This window comes from Rhizobium sp. CSW-27 (assembly GCF_018760785.1).
GTDB lineage: Bacteria > Pseudomonadota > Alphaproteobacteria > Rhizobiales > Rhizobiaceae > Neorhizobium.
The window spans coordinates 570,702-587,968 of sequence record NZ_JAHHZO010000002.1 but is presented as its reverse complement, the minus strand read 5'-3'; the positions used below and the strand labels follow the sequence as shown (position 1 = coordinate 587,968).

Annotated in this window: 20 protein-coding genes and 1 tRNA gene; 12 read left to right on the top strand and 9 right to left on the bottom strand. The window is 63.6% G+C overall.

The features are described from left to right. Nucleotides 1-16: 16 nt before the first annotated feature. The 3 genes from KLP42_RS06380 (at nt 17) to KLP42_RS06370 (ending at nt 2,179) form a co-directional block, all read left to right on the top strand. Nucleotides 17-871: a transglutaminase family protein gene (locus KLP42_RS06380; RefSeq protein ID WP_215565328.1), complete on the top strand. Its 855-nt coding sequence runs from the start codon at nt 17-19 to the stop codon at nt 869-871. A gap of 674 nt (nt 872-1,545) precedes the next feature. After that, nucleotides 1,546-1,998: a hypothetical protein gene (locus tag KLP42_RS06375; protein WP_215565327.1), complete on the top strand. Its 453-nt coding sequence runs from the start codon at nt 1,546-1,548 to the stop codon at nt 1,996-1,998. A 104-nt stretch (nt 1,999-2,102) separates the two neighbouring features. Continuing rightward, a tRNA-Arg gene (locus KLP42_RS06370) sits at nt 2,103-2,179 on the top strand. A 78-nt stretch (nt 2,180-2,257) separates the two neighbouring features. Here KLP42_RS06370 and KLP42_RS06365 read toward each other — a convergent pair. Continuing rightward, nucleotides 2,258-3,181: a LysR family transcriptional regulator gene (locus KLP42_RS06365; RefSeq protein ID WP_252192781.1), complete on the bottom strand. Its 924-nt coding sequence runs from the start codon at nt 3,179-3,181 to the stop codon at nt 2,258-2,260. Between the two features lie 94 nt (nt 3,182-3,275). Here KLP42_RS06365 and KLP42_RS06360 point away from each other — a divergent pair, with 94 nt between their 5' ends. From KLP42_RS06360 to KLP42_RS06345, 4 genes are all read left to right on the top strand, one after another. Continuing rightward, the gene (locus KLP42_RS06360) at nt 3,276-4,283 is read left to right on the top strand and encodes a DAPG hydrolase family protein (protein ID WP_215565326.1); all 1,008 of its coding nucleotides are present in this window, start codon (nt 3,276-3,278) and stop codon (nt 4,281-4,283) included. 171 nt (nt 4,284-4,454) lie between these two features. Continuing rightward, complete coding sequence (locus tag KLP42_RS06355; RefSeq protein ID WP_215565451.1) at nt 4,455-4,607, top strand: DUF2256 domain-containing protein; 153 nt, start codon at nt 4,455-4,457, stop codon at nt 4,605-4,607. After that, a complete protein-coding gene (locus KLP42_RS06350; protein ID WP_215565325.1) occupies nt 4,604-5,599 on the top strand; it encodes an NAD(P)/FAD-dependent oxidoreductase in 996 nt (331 codons plus the stop codon). Before KLP42_RS06355 ends, KLP42_RS06350 begins: the two co-directional genes overlap by 4 nt. Next, a complete protein-coding gene (locus tag KLP42_RS06345) occupies nt 5,596-6,033 on the top strand; it encodes a DUF3429 domain-containing protein (RefSeq protein WP_215565324.1) in 438 nt (145 codons plus the stop codon). Before KLP42_RS06350 ends, KLP42_RS06345 begins: the two co-directional genes overlap by 4 nt. A 3-nt stretch (nt 6,034-6,036) precedes the next feature. On the opposite strand, the gene KLP42_RS06340 is transcribed toward KLP42_RS06345, so the two are convergent. The 5 genes from KLP42_RS06340 to KLP42_RS06320 all read right to left on the bottom strand — a co-directional run bounded on the left by KLP42_RS06340 (nt 6,037) and on the right by KLP42_RS06320 (nt 9,527). Then, the gene (locus tag KLP42_RS06340) at nt 6,037-6,726 is read right to left on the bottom strand and encodes an SDR family NAD(P)-dependent oxidoreductase (RefSeq protein ID WP_215565450.1); all 690 of its coding nucleotides are present in this window, start codon (nt 6,724-6,726) and stop codon (nt 6,037-6,039) included. A 70-nt stretch (nt 6,727-6,796) separates the two neighbouring features. Continuing rightward, nucleotides 6,797-8,341, bottom strand: coding sequence for a cryptochrome/photolyase family protein (locus KLP42_RS06335; RefSeq protein ID WP_215565323.1), 1,545 nt, complete (start codon nt 8,339-8,341; stop codon nt 6,797-6,799). A gap of 49 nt (nt 8,342-8,390) precedes the next feature. Further along, on the bottom strand, nt 8,391-8,783 hold the full coding sequence (locus tag KLP42_RS06330; protein WP_215565322.1) for a hypothetical protein: 393 nt from the start codon (nt 8,781-8,783) through the stop codon (nt 8,391-8,393). Between the two features lie 115 nt (nt 8,784-8,898). After that, nucleotides 8,899-9,138 (bottom strand): hypothetical protein, encoded by a 240-nt coding sequence (locus tag KLP42_RS06325; protein WP_215565460.1) that lies wholly within the window; start codon nt 9,136-9,138, stop codon nt 8,899-8,901. Beyond that, nucleotides 9,138-9,527: a DUF2325 domain-containing protein gene (locus KLP42_RS06320; protein WP_215565321.1), complete on the bottom strand. Its 390-nt coding sequence runs from the start codon at nt 9,525-9,527 to the stop codon at nt 9,138-9,140. The genes KLP42_RS06325 and KLP42_RS06320 overlap by 1 nt, the downstream gene beginning before the upstream one ends. Nucleotides 9,528-9,750: 223 nt before the next feature. On the opposite strand from KLP42_RS06320, the gene KLP42_RS06315 reads away from it, so the two are divergent. From KLP42_RS06315 to KLP42_RS06305, 3 genes are all read left to right on the top strand, one after another. After that, a complete protein-coding gene (locus KLP42_RS06315; RefSeq protein WP_215565320.1) occupies nt 9,751-11,112 on the top strand; it encodes an NAD(P)-dependent oxidoreductase in 1,362 nt (453 codons plus the stop codon). Between the two features lie 15 nt (nt 11,113-11,127). Then, a complete protein-coding gene (preA, locus tag KLP42_RS06310; protein WP_215565319.1) occupies nt 11,128-12,441 on the top strand; it encodes an NAD-dependent dihydropyrimidine dehydrogenase subunit PreA in 1,314 nt (437 codons plus the stop codon). Between the two features lie 331 nt (nt 12,442-12,772). Beyond that, nucleotides 12,773-13,753 carry a GGDEF domain-containing protein gene (locus KLP42_RS06305; RefSeq protein WP_215565318.1) on the top strand — a complete coding sequence of 327 codons (981 nt, stop codon included), beginning with the start codon at nt 12,773-12,775 and terminating at the stop codon, nt 13,751-13,753. 72 nt (nt 13,754-13,825) lie between these two features. On the opposite strand, the gene KLP42_RS06300 is transcribed toward KLP42_RS06305, so the two are convergent. Continuing rightward, nucleotides 13,826-14,707, bottom strand: coding sequence for a LysR substrate-binding domain-containing protein (locus KLP42_RS06300; RefSeq protein ID WP_215565317.1), 882 nt, complete (start codon nt 14,705-14,707; stop codon nt 13,826-13,828). Nucleotides 14,708-14,816: 109 nt separating this feature from the next. Between KLP42_RS06300 and KLP42_RS06295 the strand changes: the two genes are divergently transcribed. Beyond that, complete coding sequence (locus KLP42_RS06295) at nt 14,817-15,851, top strand: YeiH family protein (RefSeq protein WP_252192780.1); 1,035 nt, start codon at nt 14,817-14,819, stop codon at nt 15,849-15,851. 22 nt (nt 15,852-15,873) lie between these two features. Here the strand turns inward: KLP42_RS06295 and KLP42_RS06290 are convergent, their stop codons facing one another. Next, nucleotides 15,874-16,218 (bottom strand): carboxymuconolactone decarboxylase family protein, encoded by a 345-nt coding sequence (locus KLP42_RS06290; protein ID WP_215565316.1) that lies wholly within the window; start codon nt 16,216-16,218, stop codon nt 15,874-15,876. A gap of 107 nt (nt 16,219-16,325) precedes the next feature. Between KLP42_RS06290 and KLP42_RS06285 the strand changes: the two genes are divergently transcribed. Continuing rightward, complete coding sequence (locus tag KLP42_RS06285; protein WP_252192779.1) at nt 16,326-16,601, top strand: ArsR/SmtB family transcription factor; 276 nt, start codon at nt 16,326-16,328, stop codon at nt 16,599-16,601. 6 nt (nt 16,602-16,607) lie between these two features. Here the strand turns inward: KLP42_RS06285 and KLP42_RS06280 are convergent, their stop codons facing one another. Continuing rightward, nucleotides 16,608-17,252 (bottom strand): TetR family transcriptional regulator C-terminal domain-containing protein, encoded by a 645-nt coding sequence (locus KLP42_RS06280; protein ID WP_215565315.1) that lies wholly within the window; start codon nt 17,250-17,252, stop codon nt 16,608-16,610. Nucleotides 17,253-17,267 lie beyond the last annotated feature (15 nt).

The window sequence follows — 17,267 nt, the reverse complement described above, 5'->3', positions numbered from 1 at the left end:
GAACGGACAAGCCGTCATGCATTTGAAGATCACGCATACGACCGAATATCTTTACGACGAGCCGGTGGCCTACGCGCTGCAGCGCCTCAGGCTGACGCCGCTGCCCGGCCTTGGCCAGTCCATCCTGAACTGGACGGTGACGGTGGACGGCGCCAAGGTGGAGGCCGGCTATCGCGACCAGTTCGACAACTGGGTGGAACTCGTTTCGGTGGAGGGCGGCGAACACCTGATCCGCGTGATCGCCACCGGCGAGGTGGAAACCGTCGACCGCACCGGTATTGTCGGCCCGCATACCGGCTTTGTGCCGCTTTGGCTTTTTCTGCGTGATACGCCACGCACCAAACCCGGCAAGCTGGTGCGGGAACTGGCCCGCAGCGTGAAGGGCGACAGCGAACTTGCCCAGATGCACGGGCTGATGGAGGCGATCCACGAGGCCGTGGCCTATCTGCCGGGCAGCACGGATGCCGAAACGACGGCCGAACAGGCGCTGGAGGCGAAATCCGGCGTCTGCCAGGATCACGCCCATGTCTTCATCTCCGCCGCCCGGCTGCTCAATCTTCCGGCGCGCTATGTCTCCGGCTATCTGTTGATGGACGGCCAGACGGAGCAGGTGGCGACCCATGCCTGGGCGGAGACGCATATTCCGGGCCTCGGCTGGGTGGGCTTCGATGCCGCCAACAAGATCTGCCCGGACGAGCGCTATGTGCGCGTGGCAACCGGCCTCTGCTACCGCGACGCAGCCCCCATCTCCGGCATGCGCATCGGCTCGGCGGGCGAAAATCTGAAGGTTTCCGTATCCGTGGCCGCCGCCGGCACGCAAAGCCAGAGCCAGAGCCAGGGTGACGGCATGCAGACGCAGTCGCAGGCCTGACCCGGCCGGCAACGCAATCCTGCAGCCGCCCGGACATGCACGACCCGGATGTAAACGGTGCCTGTATCGGCTGTGCTGAAAGAACGCCTCGGGGTGTCGTCTTCCTGGCTGCGAACGGCACGCCAAGCCGAAGTCAGGGCAACGGCCTGCAGAGCCGATCTCACGGGCCTGACCGGACCGATGGAGCGCTGCTTCGGCCTGCTGTGCATTTGAGACCCGGACGCCATAGGCACATGGGCCGGCTGAGCCGGAAAAATCCGACAGTGCCGGTCGTCCTGGCCGCAGCCGGCATCCAGGACCGGAGCCAGGGCGGCGATCAGCAGTTTGGGCGCCCAGCCGTCAGGGCGGCCGCGGACCAAGCCGCGGCAGCCCGGATGCGATGCGCCACGCAGCCGATACGGCCACCGCATTCGTCCTTCACCCGACCAGAAGGCCGTTGCCGGCCGGCGCATCGCGCTCCCCGTTCGACCGGGCGCCAACCGCAGACCGTGGTCCGACGGGAGCGCCTGTGCAGCGCAAGCCTTGCGCCATATCCGGATGGTTTTCTGAGCGCCGTTCGGGCGTGGCGGCGCGGGGGTGCAGCCTCTTTCCTCCATCCCGTCGTCGCATTGCAGGGGACGCTCGGCGGAAAATGCCTGCGCGCCCTGTCACCACACGCTGCCGCAGGAGAGCGCATGCTGTTTGGCCGGTCCGTCTTCCAGTCCATCCTGACCCGGCTCGATGCCGAGGAACCGGAGGACAAGCCAGAACCGAAGGCACCAAGCTATCGCATCGCGGGGCTCGGCGCAGGCTTTGTCGTGGACACGCAAGGCGCCGATCCGGCCGACGATGCGGCAAGCCGCGACCTTCTCGCCGGCTTCGACCTCGCCCCCGAGGCCGAACCGCCGCCGCCACCTGCCCCGCCGGTAATGCCGGCGCATCTCACCCGCCTTTCGGAGGCGGAGGTTGCGGAGGATCTCGCCCTGACACCGAGCGACAGCGCCGGGGATCTCACCGAACGCCGCCGCCGCTTCGCCCGCCTCAACCACCCGGACCTCGTGCATCCCGATTTCCGAACCCAGGCCACCCGCCGCATGATGCTGGCCAACATGCTGATCGACCGCGCGCTTCGCTTTCCGTCAGGATGAGGCCCACCGCACAACTTTCCGCGTTTTCCCGATTGATGCCGCCTTCGTCCTTTGTTATGAACCCTGCACCGGCAAGATCGATGGCCAGCCACCGATTCTCAAAAGCACCCGTAGCTCAGCTGGATAGAGTGTTGGATTCCGATTCCAAAGGTCACAGGTTCGAATCCTGTCGGGTGCGCCATTTCCCCTTTTTTTTAAGAACGACCATATCCCCACCAGCTTCGTCGGAAGCAAAAAAGGGCGGCATGAATGCAGGAGCCTAATCTCTCCTCCCCCGCAGATATCTGAGGCCTTCAACGACGAGGTCGCGCATGAAACGGTGGGCAGGGGCTTTGTCGCTCGCCGCATGCCACATCAGCATCAGTTGCGCAGGCGCAAGGGCGACCTCTTCTGGAAGCGGACGGACGGAGAGGTTGAAATGCTCCGCGAAACGTTCCGCCACCTGGGTGTGGACGGTCGCAATCATCGGGGCGTGAGAAACGATGGAAGGCACTGTCAGCAGATGGGGTGTTCGCAGGGCGATGTGAGGCCACACGTCCAGACGTCCCAGCGCATCGAGGACCGCGTCTCCGTCTGGTCCCTCGACCACCAGCATCGGAAACCGTCTGTAGTCATCAAGCGTCATCGTTTCACCGATCGCGACCAAAGCGGCATTGAAGACCGTGTGATAGCCTTCGTGATAGATCACACGCTGCTTGTGGTAGCTTCGTCCCCCGGCAAAGGTGCCGATGGCGAGATCAAACAGCCCCATCTCCAGACCGGCGGCGACATCGACCCCGTCGATGGGGATCAGTTTGAGCGTCACGCCGGGCGCCTTTTCCAGCAGCAAGGCCGAGACGGCTGGGACGAGAATGGCTTCGGCGCTGTCGGTCACGCCCAGTCGAAAGGACATTTGCGCCGTTGAAGGGTCAAACGGCATCTGCTCCTCAAACAGCATGCGGATCTTGCGCATCGTCGCACGCAGTTCGACTTCGAGACTGATGGCTTTGGGCGTCGGCACCATGCCGCCCGCGCTTCGCACCAGCAATTCGTCCCCCAGCAGGCGTCGAAGGCGCGCCAGATTATGGCTCATGGCGGGCTGGCCGAGAGACAGACGCCGCGCCGCACGCGACACATTCTTTTCCTCGAGCAGGGCCTCCATCGAGATCAGCAAATTGAGATCGATGCTTGCGATATCAACCAAGTCAATTCCCCTCATGCTCCAGATCGATTTGATTGATGGGAAGCATGGCGTAGTTTGAGGGTCAAGCATGGATTTTTTGCAAAGGAGCCCGCTCATGACCCGTCCGCTTTCCCGCCGCACCATTCTCAAGAGTGCCCCAGCCGCAATCGTTGGAACCACCTCTGCCACGCTTCTGCCCCATACGGCCGCAGCACAGGCCACGCAGGCCGCCGAAACCGCCTCGCGCCGCGATGCCTACGGCGACTGGAGCGCCGTCACCTATCTTTCCCTTGAATGCCAGAAGCAGCGCGGCGCCAACGAAAAGGCGGTGCGCACCAGCCCTTATGCGCCCTTTCTCGATACGGATCTCTCGGTCCCGTCGGCCGCCGCAAAGGCCATACAGTTCGGCCCGCTCGATCCGGGCGAGGTGCCGTCGCCCAGTGCACAGAACCTCAACCGCCTGCTCGATCCGTCCTTCAAGACGAAGGACAATGGTTATGCCGTGCTGGACGGCCAGATGGCCTACGCGCAAAGCCGCATTGTCATGCCCGGCGTGACAACCGACATGTTCAAGTGGTGGTTCACCTGGCATCCCGTCGAAAAAGAACGCTACATGCTCTGGTTTCCCCAGGCGCATATCGACACCAGCGTCGCCGACCCGGCCCGCCTTAAGGATACCTCGCTGAGCTACGAGAAGCGGCTCTTCAACAATCCCAATCGCATCCAGGAATGGATCGGGCCGAGCCGTCTCGACGCCATCATCCACTTCTCCGAACCGGCAGTGCTCGGCTTCGACGCCCAGGCCCTGGCGCGGGAAGGATTTACCGCAAGCGCCAGCGCCGTCTGCTATGCAACACCGGCGCCCGATATCCCGTTCACGCTGATGGTCCATATTGCCCGCGATACGAGCGCCGGGATGGAACTCTTCAGCCGCTACTGGATCGGTGCCCACGCGGACATGGCCCGCTTCGCCAATGCGGAAAAGGCACCGGCGATGCTGCAACATATCGGATTCAACGAGCAGGTTGTGGAAATGACGGCCTATGAAATGTCGGTTCACGACATGACGGAGTTCAACCATCTCGCACGCATCCTGCCCGGCATTTATCGCGCATTCGGTTGACGAGAGGCAGGAACCGGCATGGACCGCGGGCACCCCGACCCGCTGAGGGCCATGGCGTCGCCATGGTTCTCGTCGCCGGCCGTGCTGATCCGCCTTTGCCTTCACCGCGTAATCACCCTTGCGTGATGACGACGAGATGTGATGAGGCAGAAGCATGACGAGGGAGAAGCCATGCCGGCGCGCATGAAGAAGGCCGACCTGCCGACCAGAACCTGCCTTGCCTGCGGGCGCCCCTTTGCCTGGCGCAAGAAGTGGGAACGCGACTGGGCCATGGTGAAATACTGCTCGGAACGCTGCCGCCGCAGCCGGAGGGCCGCGCGATGACAAAGCCCTCCGTCGCCATCATCGGGGCCGGGATTGCCGGCCTCACCCTGGCAAGGCGGCTGAACGGCCAGGCCAGGGTCACGCTGTTCGACAAGAGCCGGGGCACCGGCGGGCGCATGGCGACCCGGCGCGGCGAACGGGCCGCCTTCGATCACGGCGCGCAATATTTCACCATACGCGACAGCCGGTTTCACGCTGCTCTCGAGCCTTTTCTGGAGGCCGGTCAGGTGCAGGCCTGGGCGTCGGCGCTGATGCGGCTCGGCACCGATGGCACGGCGGAGCGCCTTGCGGATCGCGCGCCGCGCTTCGTCGGGGTTCCCTCGATGACGGCGTTGCCCAAGGCGCTCGCAGAAGGGCTCGATCTGCGGCTCGGCTGCCAGATCCTCTCGCTTCAGCGGCAGGCCGACGGCTGGCATCTGTCAACATCCGGGGAAACCTGCGGGCCCTTCGATCTTGTGGTTTCCACAGCGCCGGCACCGCAGACGCGCCTGCTGATGCCCTTTGCGCGGACGGAACTGCAGGCGCTGGACGCCGTGCGGATGAATGGCTGCTTTACCCTGATGCTGGCGCTCACCCAGGGCACGCAGCCGCCCGCCGAGGCGGCACAGGTGGCGCATCCCATCATAAGCTGGATCGGCGCCAATCACAGCAAGCCGGACCGCGACGCGGCCCCGGCCCTGGTCATCCATGCCAACAACCGCTGGGCCGACCAGCATATCGAGACGCCGGTCGAGACGGTGCGCGACGCCATGCTCTCAGCCTGCCGGTCTCTCTTTCCAGGGTTCGACTGGGATGCGGTGCTCAGTGTCGACCTTCATCGCTGGCGCCATGCCAATGTGGACGTGCCGCTCGGCCAGCCCTTCCTGCTCGATGCCGACCGCCGGCTCGCCGCCTGCGGCGACTGGTGTCTCGGCAACCGGGTGGAAGCTGCTTTCCTCAGCGCCACGGCCCTTGCCGATGCGCTGGAACCCCAGCTTGCAAAGGGATCATGATGATGTCCGCCCTCTTCTCCCGCCGGCTGACGGAAGCCCTCACCTATGCCGGCGCCCTGCCCTTTCTGCTCCTGCTGCTGCCCGGCCTGCCGTTCCTTGATGCGGCAGCACGGCTTTCCGCCTTCCTCGCCTATGGCGCGGTGATTGCAGGCTTCATGGCCGGCGCGCTGTGGGGACTGGTGCAGCGGGAGGACCAGCCTCCGGTCGTCCCCGTGATGGCCAGCAATGGGCTGGAGCTGGCCGCCTGGGCATCGCTGCTGATTGCGCCCGGTCCGGTGGCGCTCGCCGTGCAGTTCACAGCCTTCATCGGATTGCTCGCCATAGACCGGCAACTGGCCGGCCGCAATCTGGAAAAGCCGTGGTACTGGCGGCTTCGCCTGCGCATCACCGCCATCGTCTGCCTGGCCTACGCGGTCAGGATCGCGCTTGGCTGACCCTCACCATTCGATCGGCTGACCGTCATAGGCATAGAAGTGGCCGGTCTGCCCCGCGTCGCGGCCATCAAGCACCGAGAGCATGGCTTTGGCGCTGTCCGCGGGTTCGGTGCGCGCATGGTTGCCGGAGTATTTTTCCGAAAGCGTGGTCGCCACCGTGCCCGGATGCAGCGCCAGCAGCACTGCCTGCGGATGGCTGCGGGACAGTTCGATCGAGGCGGTGCGCACGATCTGGTTGAGGGCAGCCTTGGAGGCCCGGTAGGAGATCCAGCCGCCCAGATGGTTGTCGCCGATCGAGCCGACGCGGGCCGAGAGAAAGGCCATCAACGCCCGCTCCTTGCGCGAAAGCTTCGGCGCGAAATGCTTTGTCACCAGCGCGGTGCCGAGTGCATTCAGCGCGAACTGCTTCATCATGGCATCCGCGGAAATCTGCCGGAGCGATTTTTCCGGACCGACACCATCAATCGTCAGCCCGCCGGTGGCCGAAAAGATCAGGTGAAATTCCCCATCCAGCCGCTCGGCGGCCGCCGCCACGCTCTCTTCCCGCGTCACGTCGAGCCCGTCCGCCCGGCGCGACAGGCGCAGCACCGCGCCGCAGGCGGGATCGGCCTCCAGCACGGAGGCCACCGCGCTGCCGATGCCGCCGCTCGCGCCGATCACCAGCGCGCGATAGCCGTGTGGAAGGGATGTCATGATGGTCATCGGCGTCGTCCTCCTGCCTCAACGGGTCTTTCTACGCAGCGCAAGGGCGAATGGTTTGCCGTTACACGCGCTCGCCGGCATCGAGACGCGCCAGGAAGCGCGCCGCACTTGCCCGATAGTCCTGACGCTGCGCCTCGCTCATCCGCCGCCAGGTGGCGTAGGGCTGGGCCAGCCGGTGATTGCCGGAAAGCTTCCCGCCGTTGCGATCCAGAAAATCCCAGTAGAGCGCATTGAAGGGGCAGGCCCCCTCGCCCGTCTTCGTCTTCACGTCATAGCGGCAGGTCTGGCAGTAATCGGACATTTTGGCGATGTAGTTGCCGCTCGCCGCATAGGGCTTGGAGCCCAGAACGCCACCATCGGCAAACAGGCTCATGCCGATCACATTGGGCAGTTCCACCCATTCATAGGCATCGGCATAGACCTCCAGATACCATTCATGCACGGCCTGCGGCAAAAGTCCGGCCAGCAGCGCGAAATTGCCCGTCACCATCAGCCGCTGGATATGATGGGCATAGGCATGGTCGATGGTTTCGGTGATCACGGTGGAAAGGCAGGCCATGTCGGTCTCCGCCGTCCAGAAGAAAGCCGGCAGCGGCCGCGCGGCATCCAGAAAATTGCTGTCCCGGTAGCCGGGCATCTTCAGCCAGTAGACGCCGCGCACATATTCGCGCCAGCCGATGATCTGGCGAATGAAGCCCTCCACCGCATTCAGCGGCGCGCGCCCTTCCAGCCATTCCCGCTCTGCCGCTCGGCACACCGACAGCGGGTCGAGAAGGCCGATATTGATATAAAAGGACAACAGCGCATGGTTGAGGAAGGGATCGCTCGCCAGCATCGCATCCTGCGTGGCGCCGAACTGCGGCAGGTGGTCGGCCATGAAAGCATCCTGCAGCGCTTCGGCATCGGCACGCGTCACGGCAAAGCCGAACCGATCCAGCCGGCCGATGTGATCGGGAAAGCGCGCCTCCACCAGATCCAGCACCGCGCGCGTCATGGCGTCCGGTTCGATCCTCAGGCGGCCGGGCCGCAGAAGATCGGGGCTGGCCGGCTTGCGGTTCTCCGCATCGAAGTTCCAGCGGCCGCCGGCAGGCTGGTCGCCCTGCATCAGAAGCCCGGTGCTCCGGCGCATCTCGCGATAGAAGAACTCCATGGTCAGCGCACGGCGGCCCTCCGCCCAGCGGCGAAACCCGGCATGCGAACAGAGGAAGCGGTGGTCGGGGCGGATCTCCACCGGCAGGCCGAACGTCTGCCGCCAGCCCCGCATCTCCTCCATCAGCCGCCATTCCCCGGCTTCGGTGACGATCACCGCCTGCGGCTTCAGCGCATCCAGCGCGCGCTGCACCTCGCCGCTAAGCGCACCACGATTGTTCGGATCATCCAGCGCCACGTAACGCACCCGAAATCCCCTTTCGCGAAGTTCCTCGGCGAAATGGCGCATGGCGGAAAAGATGAAGGCGATCTTAAGCTTGTGATGGCGCACATAGGTCGCCTCCTGCAGCACCTCCGCCATCAGGATCACATCGCGGGCCGGATCGGCATCCGCGAGGCTGGCAAGCGTGAGGCTCAGCTGGTCGCCGAGAACGGGGATGAGATGGCGGGTTGTCATGCGGCATGTCCGGTGCAGGGGATCTGCCTGCCGTTACGTGGCCCTCGCCTCAACGGATCGGCAGGCCGGCACCGGCAAGCGGCTTCGGCCTGCTCAGGAGCAGCCCCTCGGATGCGAGCTTTGCGGGACCAAGCGCCTCGACAAGCATGTCAGCCTGCCGACAGAAGGCTTCGGCATCCTGACCGAACGCCTCGACATTGGTGGTGATATGCGCCTCGGCCTGCTGGCGGATGCGCCGCTCGGACCAGTGCAGCCGGCCGCCGATCGCAAACATCGCCTTGTGCAGCCGCCCGGCGCTGAAAAACAGATCGGGGCAGTTGGCATTGGCAACCATGAACACGGAATAGGCGGCAAAGATGCGCAGCGGATCCTGTGCCTGCGCAGCGGATGCCGCAGGCGGGGCCGAAAGGGCTGCGACGAGAAACACGATAGCCTGCCACATCGGACGATCCTCCCGACGAAGAGGCTACGCCGATGGCGCAGGCAATCAACTGGTAGTTTTCATCTACCTAAAATAGACGTGATTTCCGGTATTTATGAATAGAAATCGGCTTTTCTCAGGCCGGGCGCCGCAGCGGAATGACCTTGGCCGGCGAAGCCTCCGGTGCATCGGCCAGAGCCTGTCCGGCAGGCCGGGTGCGACCGATGGGAAAGCGCAGGATGCCGTTGCCTTCCGGCAGTTCGTCAGGCCGGCGGGTCAGGAGGTCATAGAGTTCCGGCACAAGCCCGTCGCCGTTTTGCTGGGCAAGCTTGTGCAGGCCGATGAAAAGAGACAGGTCGCGCTGATCGTCGTTCATCACTGGGCGTTCCGTTCGCTCATGGTCTGGAGCGCACGCTCCAGACTGGATTTGGAGCCGTTGCGCAGCGGGATGAAGGCCTTGGAAAACTTCTTGCAGCCGGTCTTCACCCTGAGACACGCATCATGGCTGATACAGTCGATGGGGCAGAACACGCAGTCGACCGAGGGCAAAAGCGTATCGATGCGCGACACCGCCTCACGCAAACCGCCATCGTGATGGATCAGTTCCGCACCGAAATTGTTGGCGATTTCACGAAGATGCGCCACCTGGCAATCACGCCCGCCGACATAGAGGAAACTCTTGACGCCACGCTGGCCCTGCGGCTTTGCCGCCTCCTCGCCTGCACGCGTCTTCTGTTCCGGCTTGCGCTTGTCCTTCTTTGCCACGGCTCGTCTTTCCCTGTCGTCCGAGTCATGCCCTCGCGGGGCGGTTCGGATGGCACCATAATTAACATGACAAAAAGAGTAAAGTATAAACCTGACCATTATCGTCAGGAAATTTCCGGCCCGGATTGACGAAGCACAAGCCGGAAATTTGACCGTTTGATAAATATTTTTCCCGTGTTACGCTCGGCCAGTTGCATAGAAGTCCATAAAAGAGGGAAGCAACATGCACAGACTGGGAAGCGGTATCGCGGGAGGCCGTCTGGCGCCCGCGGAGTACGAACGTAATTTTTCCGACCTTCATCCGCGCTTCGACAGGCACGAGGCGCTGGTGGCATCCGACAGGTGTTACTTCTGTCATGACGCGCCGTGTATGACGGCCTGTCCCACCGCCATCGATATTCCGCTGTTCATCCGGCAGATATCGACGGCAAATCCTCTCGGCGCGGCGCGCACCATCTTTGCCCAAAACATTCTTGGCGGCATGTGTGCGCGCGTCTGTCCCACCGAAACGCTGTGCGAAGAAGCCTGCGTGCGCAACACGGCGGAAGACAGGCCGGTGGATATTGGCCGCCTGCAACGCTACGCCACCGATATTGCCATGGAGCAGGGCCGCCAGTTCTTCCAGCGGGCTGCGGAAACCGGCAAGGTGGTGGCCGTGGTTGGCGCTGGCCCGGCCGGTCTTTCCTGTGCACATCGGCTGGCCATGAACGGCCATTCGGTCGTGATCTTCGACGCGCGCGAAAAGGCGGGCGGGTTGAACGAATACGGCATCGCCACCTACAAGGCCCCGGATGATTTCGCCCAGAAGGAAGTGGATTATCTGCTGGCCATCGGCGGCATTGAAATTCGCACCGGCATGGCGCTGGGGCGTGATTTCTCGCTGCAAGATCTGATTGCCGATTACGATGCCGTCTTCCTCGGCCTTGGCCTTGCGGGCGTCAACGCGCTCGGGCTGGAAGGCGAGGATCTGGCGGGCGTGGATGATGCGGTGGATTTCATCGCTTTTCTACGGCAGGCGCACAACAAGGCGGATGTGCCGATCGGACGCCGTGTCGTGGTTCTCGGCGGCGGCATGACGGCCATCGACGCCGCCATTCAGGCCAAGTTGCTGGGCGCGGAAGAAGTGACCATTTGCTACCGCCGCGGCAAGGAGCACATGAACGCTTCGGAATATGAACAGGATCTGGCAGCCTCCAAGGGCGTCACCATCCGCCACTGGCTCGCTCCCAAGCGCGTTCTCGGCAAGGATGGCGAAGTGGCCGGGATCGAGCTGGAATATACCGCCCTTCGGGATGGCCACCTCGTCGGCACCGGCGAAACGGGCGTGATTGCCGCCGACCAGATTTTCAAGGCCATCGGCCAATCCTTCAAGGCCAGCGGACTCGGCGCGCTGGCCATGGAACGCGGCCGCATCGTAGTGGATGAGCACTGTCGCAGCTCCATGGAGAGGGTTTATGCCGGGGGCGATTGCGTCAACCGGGGTGAAGACCTCACCGTTTCCGCCGTGGCGCACGGGCGCGATGCCGCCGACGCCATTCATCTTGCCTTTGCTTCCGCCGGTCAGCCGGCTGTGGCCGTCGCTTGAACCGGGAGATGAACCATGGCTGATCTTCGCAATGATTTCGTTGGCATCAAGTCGCCAAACCCGTTCTGGCTGGCCTCTGCACCGCCCACCGACAAGGCCTATAATGTGGAGCGCGCCTTCAAGGCGGGCTGGGGCGGCGTGGTGTGGAAGACACTCGGCTCCGAAGGACCGCCGGTCGTCAATGTCAACGGCCCGCGCTACGGCGCAATCTGGGGTGCCGACCGCCGCCTGCTGGGCTTCAACAACATCGAACTCATCACCGACCGCCCGCTTCAGATAAACTTGCAGGAAATGAAGCAGGTGAAAATGAACTGGCCGGATCGGGCGCTTGTCGCTTCGATCATGGTGCCTTGCGTGGAGGAAGAGTGGAAGGCCATTCTGCCGCTGGTGGAGGAAACCGGCGCGGATGGCATCGAGCTGAACTTCGGCTGTCCGCACGGCATGTCGGAACGCGGCATGGGCTCTGCCGTGGGTCAGGTGCCGGAATATATCGAGATGGTGGTGCGCTGGTGCAAGCAATATACGCGCATGCCGGTGATTACCAAGCTGACGCCGAACATTACCGACATTCGCAACCCGGCACGCGCCGCAAAACGCGGCGGCACCGATGCCGTCTCGCTCATCAATACCATCAATTCCATAACTTCGGTCGATCTCGATAATTTCGCGCCGGTTCCAAGCGTGGGCGGCAAAGGCAGCCACGGCGGCTATTGCGGCCCGGCGGTCAAACCCATCGCGCTGAACATGGTATCTGAAATCGCGCGCGACCCGGAAACGCAGGGCCTGCCGATCTCCGGCATCGGTGGCGTGACGACATGGCGTGATGCAGCCGAATTTCTGGTGCTGGGGGCGGGTAACGTGCAGGTCTGCACGGCTGCCATGACCTATGGCTTCAAGATCGTTCAGGAAATGATCTCCGGCCTTTCGGACTGGATGGATGAGAAGGGCCATCAGAACCTCGACGACATCTGCGGCCGTGCCGTGCCGAACGTCACCGACTGGAAATACCTGAACCTCAATTATGTGGCCAAAGCCCATATCGACCAGGACGCCTGCATCAAATGCGGCCGCTGCCACATTGCCTGCGAGGATACCTCGCACCAGGCGATCACCAGCATGGTCAATGGCGTGCGCCATTTCGAGGTGATGGAAGACGAATGCGTGGGCTGTAACCTTTGCGTCAACGTCTGCCCGGTCGAAAACTGCATTACCATGGTGGGGCTCGAACCCGGCACACTCGACCAGCGCACCGGCAAGATCGTTGATCCGACCTATGCCAACTGGACGACGCATCCGAACAACCCGATGGCGCAGGTGGCGGCGGAGTAAGGCTGGGTTGAGGGGAGAGATTGGGCGGGGCATGTGGGTGCCCCGTTGGCCTGAAATGTTGAAATGGCTGGATTAGCACCCACGCGGCGCCTCGCACATCGCAACGTGGCGTTCTCCGTTTGCCCGACGGGCAAGGCAACCTCGCCCGAACTGACCCGGCGGCATCGAAGCCGCGAAACGCACCTCGCCGGCGCCCGCACCTGAGGCCGAGATCGAGACTGCACGACCAGACAATGATCTGGTAAAACAAGCCCGGAAAATTGTTTAATGTTCGATTAAACTTCTGCTCCTATCCTTGCGCGATCTCGGAACGGAGACAGACCAGCTTTCCATGGTGGAGACGATGCCGAATATCCTGCGGTCCTGGCTGGAAACGCACCGTCAGGTTCTGGACGGATCACGGCCAATCCTGCGCAATTCGGCGCCGCCGGAAGATTTTGGCGATCTCGATACGCTGATCGATCGCTCCTTCAAGGCGGCCCGCGTCGGCATATGGGAATGCAGCCTGCCGGATGAGACGCTGCGCTGGACGGATACCGTATTCGAACTGTTCGAGATCGAACCGCAGTCGAAGATCCGCCGGGATGACATCGTTGCGCTGTATGCGCCGGAATCGCGGCTGGAATTGAAGGCTGTCCGCGACCGGGCCATCGAGACCGGCGAAGGTTTTTCGCTCGATGCCCGCATCACCACGGCCAGGGGCAATCTGCGCTGGATTCGCATCACGGCAATCGTAGACCGGATCAACGGCCGCTCGGTGCGTCTGTTCGGCATGAAGCAGGATATCACGACCGAAAAGGTGATGTTCGAGCAGATCCGCCGCATGAGCGAGGTGGACAGCCTGACGGGACTGACCTCGCGCGCCCGCTTCGAGGAACTGTTCCGGGAGATCTGCGAGCAGCCGCACCAGGAGCCGCATGCGCTGCTGCTGATCGATCTTGACGGCTTCAAGGCCGTCAATGACCGTCTGGGACATCAGGCGGGCGATGCTTTCCTGCAACTGACGGCACGCAGGCTGGAAGATGCGGCGCCGCAGGCCGTCACCCGCGCCCGGCTCGGCGGCGACGAATTCGCCATCATCCATCCCTGGCAGACCCGCGAGGAACTGACGGCCCTGACGCGGCAGATCACCCGGGCGCTGAACGACCGGAATTCGCTGGTCAGCCACGGGCTTACGGTGAGCGCATCCATCGGTGTGGCGGCCATCCGCCCCGCCGCCACGCCGGAAGAGATATTCCTGCGCGCCGACCGGGCGCTCTACAGCGTCAAGGCAGGCGGCAAGGCGGCCTTCAACCTCGACCTGCGCCCCTGAAACACTGAGGCACTGCCGGAACCGCCGGCGGGCGACCCCGGGGAAGCCGAAGGCAGCGACCGGGTCCGCCCCTCACCCCTCGGCCAGAATATCCACCATCGCCTTCATCGCGCGTGTGACATGCCTCTCCCGATGCAGAAGCAGGAAGAAGGGCCGGGTCGGCATCGGAAAATCCGGCATGGCCAGCCGGCCTTGCGCCAGATGCGCCTCCACCGCACGAAGCGATAGAACGGCGGCACTGGTGCCTGCTTCCACGGCGGCAATGACCGCTTCATTGGAGGGCAGTTCCAGCCCCACCTGAAGATCGGCGGGCGAAATGCCGAGACGGCGCAATTCCTCCTCCAGCGCCGCGCGGGTTCCGGAGCCTTCCTCGCGGTGAATCCAGCCGGTTTCCAGAAGATCGGCGGGCGCAAGCCCCTGCATGTGCCGCCAGCGGTGACGCCTGCCCACCACCAGCACCAGCCGGTCCTCGCCCACCTTGCGGGCAGACAGCGCCGGCTCATCCACCCGCCCCTCCACCACGGCCAGATGCGCACGACCATCCAGCACAGCTTGGCTGGCCTGCCGCGTATTGCCGACATGCATGGACAGTTCCACCTGATGGTGACGTTCGTGGTAGCGGATGAGGCGGGACGGCAGCCAGTAGCTCGCAACCGTCTGGCTGGCATGCACGGAAAGCTGCCCGGCGGGCGCTCCGGACAGATCCTTGAGAAGCCGCGCCGCATCGCCTGCCCGCTCCAGTACGCTGCGCGCCTCCGGCAGGAAAAGCCGGCCCGCATCGGTCAGCTCGATACCCCGGCCGACGCGATTGAACAGCTTCACCCCATGCCGCTCCTCGAGCGCGGCAATCGCTGCGCTGACGGAAGACTGGGTGAGATGCAGCCGCTCGGCAGCCCGGGTCATGTGCTGCTGCTCGGCCACAGCCAGAAAGATGCGGAGCTGCTCCAGCGTCATGATCTATCATCGTCAAAGTCGATTGAAACCACCGTATCAATTTGTTGGAACGATGGGAAGCGCGCCGCCATAACGGGAGACACCAAACCACTCGATCAGGAAGCAGGCCATGTTCATCCAAACCGGATATCTGGAACACAAGGCCAGCCGCCTGCGCCACGACATGCCGGCTCTTCCCGGCCTGCTGCTGACGGGCGCGATTGCCACCGCCGCCATGCTGTTTCGCTCCGCCACCGGCCTGCAGACCCTTTCGCCGCTCATTCTTTCCATCGTGATCGGCATGGTCATCGGCAATATCCGCCGCCCGCACGGGCTGCTGCTGCCGGGCATCGGCTTTTCCCTGAAGCCGCTGCTGCGGCTCGGCATCGTGCTGCTTGGCCTGCAGATCACCCTGCCGCAACTGCTGTCGCTCGGCCTGCCGGGCCTTGCCACCGTCACGGCCACGCTGGCGGCAAGTTTCGTCGCCACCATGGCCATGGGCCGGCTGCTCGGCGTCGACCGGCGCCTGACGGGGCTGATTGCGGCAGGGACCTCCGTCTGCGGCGCATCCGCCGTGATTGCCGCCAATGCCGCCGTTCGCGGCAGGCAGGAAGACGTGGCCTATGCGGTGGCCTGCGTAACCATTTTCGGCAGCTTTTCCATGCTGGCCTATCCGCTTCTGGCAACGCCGCTCCATCTTGATGCCATGGCCTATGGCGTCTGGTCGGGGGCCACCATTCACGAAGTGGCGCAGGTGGTGGCCGCCACCTTCCAGAGCGGCGAAGTGGCCGGCCAGTTCGGCACCATTGCCAAGCTGGCCCGCGTCGTGCTGCTGGCGCCGCTGGTTCTGACGCTGGCACTCACCCTGTTCCGCAGCCCGGACACCGGCACGCAAGAGCGCGGTACGGCCCCCTTCCCGTGGTTCGTGCTGGGATTCCTGGCCGTGGTGGCGCTGAACAGCCTTGTCAGCATCCCCGCCGACCTCGTGCGTCACGGCAATCTGCTCGGCACCTTCCTGCTCTCCTGCGGGCTGGCCGCCATGGGCCTGCAGACCCATATGCGGCAGCTGGCCGCCGAGGGGCTGCGCCCGCTCGCGCTCGGCGCCTTCGGCTGGCTGTTCATCTCGGGTTTCGGCTATGCCATGGTGCGGCTGGCAGGCTTCTGAGCCGCCACGCCTCCTGCCCGGCTCACGTCTCGCTGAACTGGTCCCAAGCCCTCAGCGCATCCGCCGCATACATCAGGGCCGGACCGCCGCCCATATAGGTGGACATGGCGGCCACCTCGCCGATCTCCTCGCGGGTTGCCCCGAGATCCTTCAATGCCTTGACGTGAAAGCCGATGCAGCCATCGCAACGCTGAGTGATGCCGATGGCGAGCGCAATCAGCTCCTTCGTCTTCTTCGACAGCGCCCCCTCTGCCGTTGCGCCCTTGGAAAGGGCGTAGAAGCCGTTGATCGCATCCGGCGTCAGCTTGCGCATCTCGGCGGTATAGGCGCTGATATCCCTGGTGATCTGCCTGTAATCCTTGGCCATGCTCCGCTCCGGTCATTTTTGCGGTTTCTCAATTCATGTTTTTATGATATCAAGAAAATACAAATCGAAAAGAGGGCCCTATGGCAATCGCAGAGGAAATGCCGGCCATGGCTCAAGATGTCGCAGGCTTTCTGAAGGGGCTGGCCAATCCGCATCGGCTGCTGATCCTGTGTGCACTGATGAAGGGCGAGCGCAGCGTCAGCCAGCTGATCGAGGAAACGGGCATTGCCCAGACCTCGATGTCGCAGCATCTCGGCAAGCTGAAGGACGAGGGAATCGTCGATTTTCGCCGCGACCACAGGGTGCTGTATTACGCCATCCGCCACGCAGCCGTCGCGGACCTGATGGCGGTGCTCGACCGCCATTTCTGCCGCAAGCCCTGAGCGCGCTCAGGCGCCCGGCTTTTCCACCTGCAGTCCGCGCAGAAACAGGGTTTCCAGAAAACGGGCCGCATCCTCGAAGCGGCCCTCGCCGGATTTGTCGCCCAGCACCGCCTGCACCTGCACGTCGAAATCGGCATAATGCTGCGTGGTGGACCAGATGGAGAAGATCAGGTGATAGGGATCGCATCTGGCGATCTTGCCGGCCTTGATCCAGGCGCGGATCACCTGTGCCTTCTCGTCCACCAGTTCCCGCAGCGGCCCCCTCAGCTCATCCTCGATATGCGGCGCGCCCTGGATGATCTCATTGGCGAACAGCCGGCTTTCGCGCGGAAAATCCCGCGACATTTCCAGTTTGCGGCGAATATAGGAGCGGATCTCGCTTTCGGGATTGCCCTCCGGATCGAAGGCGCGCAGCGGCTCCAGCCAGGTAAACAGCATGCGGTCCAAAAGCGTGCGGTGGATCGCCTCCTTGGTGCGGAAATAATAGAGCAGGTTCGGCTTGGACATGCCGGCGGCATCCGCGATCTGGTCGATGGTCGCACCACGGAAGCCATAGGCGGAAAACACGTCGAGCGCCGCCTCGAGGATTTTCTCCTCTTTCTCTTCCTGAATGCGCGTGCGCCGCTGCGTCTTTGCCGCCCTGGGAATCATCTGCCGTCGTCTCTC

Coding starts and splice junctions, on each gene's coding strand:
- KLP42_RS06380 (WP_215565328.1), top strand. CDS start 17: ATGCATTTGAAGATCACGCATACGACCGAATATCTTTACGACGAGCCG.
- KLP42_RS06375 (WP_215565327.1), top strand. CDS start 1,546: ATGCTGTTTGGCCGGTCCGTCTTCCAGTCCATCCTGACCCGGCTCGAT.
- KLP42_RS06360 (WP_215565326.1), top strand. CDS start 3,276: ATGACCCGTCCGCTTTCCCGCCGCACCATTCTCAAGAGTGCCCCAGCC.
- KLP42_RS06355 (WP_215565451.1), top strand. CDS start 4,455: ATGCCGGCGCGCATGAAGAAGGCCGACCTGCCGACCAGAACCTGCCTT.
- KLP42_RS06350 (WP_215565325.1), top strand. CDS start 4,604: ATGACAAAGCCCTCCGTCGCCATCATCGGGGCCGGGATTGCCGGCCTC.
- KLP42_RS06345 (WP_215565324.1), top strand. CDS start 5,596: ATGATGATGTCCGCCCTCTTCTCCCGCCGGCTGACGGAAGCCCTCACC.
- KLP42_RS06340 (WP_215565450.1), bottom strand. CDS start 6,726: ATGACATCCCTTCCACACGGCTATCGCGCGCTGGTGATCGGCGCGAGC.
- KLP42_RS06335 (WP_215565323.1), bottom strand. CDS start 8,341: ATGACAACCCGCCATCTCATCCCCGTTCTCGGCGACCAGCTGAGCCTC.
- KLP42_RS06330 (WP_215565322.1), bottom strand. CDS start 8,783: ATGTGGCAGGCTATCGTGTTTCTCGTCGCAGCCCTTTCGGCCCCGCCT.
- KLP42_RS06325 (WP_215565460.1), bottom strand. CDS start 9,138: ATGAACGACGATCAGCGCGACCTGTCTCTTTTCATCGGCCTGCACAAG.
- KLP42_RS06315 (WP_215565320.1), top strand. CDS start 9,751: ATGCACAGACTGGGAAGCGGTATCGCGGGAGGCCGTCTGGCGCCCGCG.
- preA (WP_215565319.1), top strand. CDS start 11,128: ATGGCTGATCTTCGCAATGATTTCGTTGGCATCAAGTCGCCAAACCCG.
- KLP42_RS06305 (WP_215565318.1), top strand. CDS start 12,773: ATGGTGGAGACGATGCCGAATATCCTGCGGTCCTGGCTGGAAACGCAC.
- KLP42_RS06300 (WP_215565317.1), bottom strand. CDS start 14,707: ATGACGCTGGAGCAGCTCCGCATCTTTCTGGCTGTGGCCGAGCAGCAG.
- KLP42_RS06295 (WP_252192780.1), top strand. CDS start 14,817: ATGTTCATCCAAACCGGATATCTGGAACACAAGGCCAGCCGCCTGCGC.
- KLP42_RS06290 (WP_215565316.1), bottom strand. CDS start 16,218: ATGGCCAAGGATTACAGGCAGATCACCAGGGATATCAGCGCCTATACC.
- KLP42_RS06285 (WP_252192779.1), top strand. CDS start 16,326: ATGGCTCAAGATGTCGCAGGCTTTCTGAAGGGGCTGGCCAATCCGCAT.
- KLP42_RS06280 (WP_215565315.1), bottom strand. CDS start 17,252: ATGATTCCCAGGGCGGCAAAGACGCAGCGGCGCACGCGCATTCAGGAA.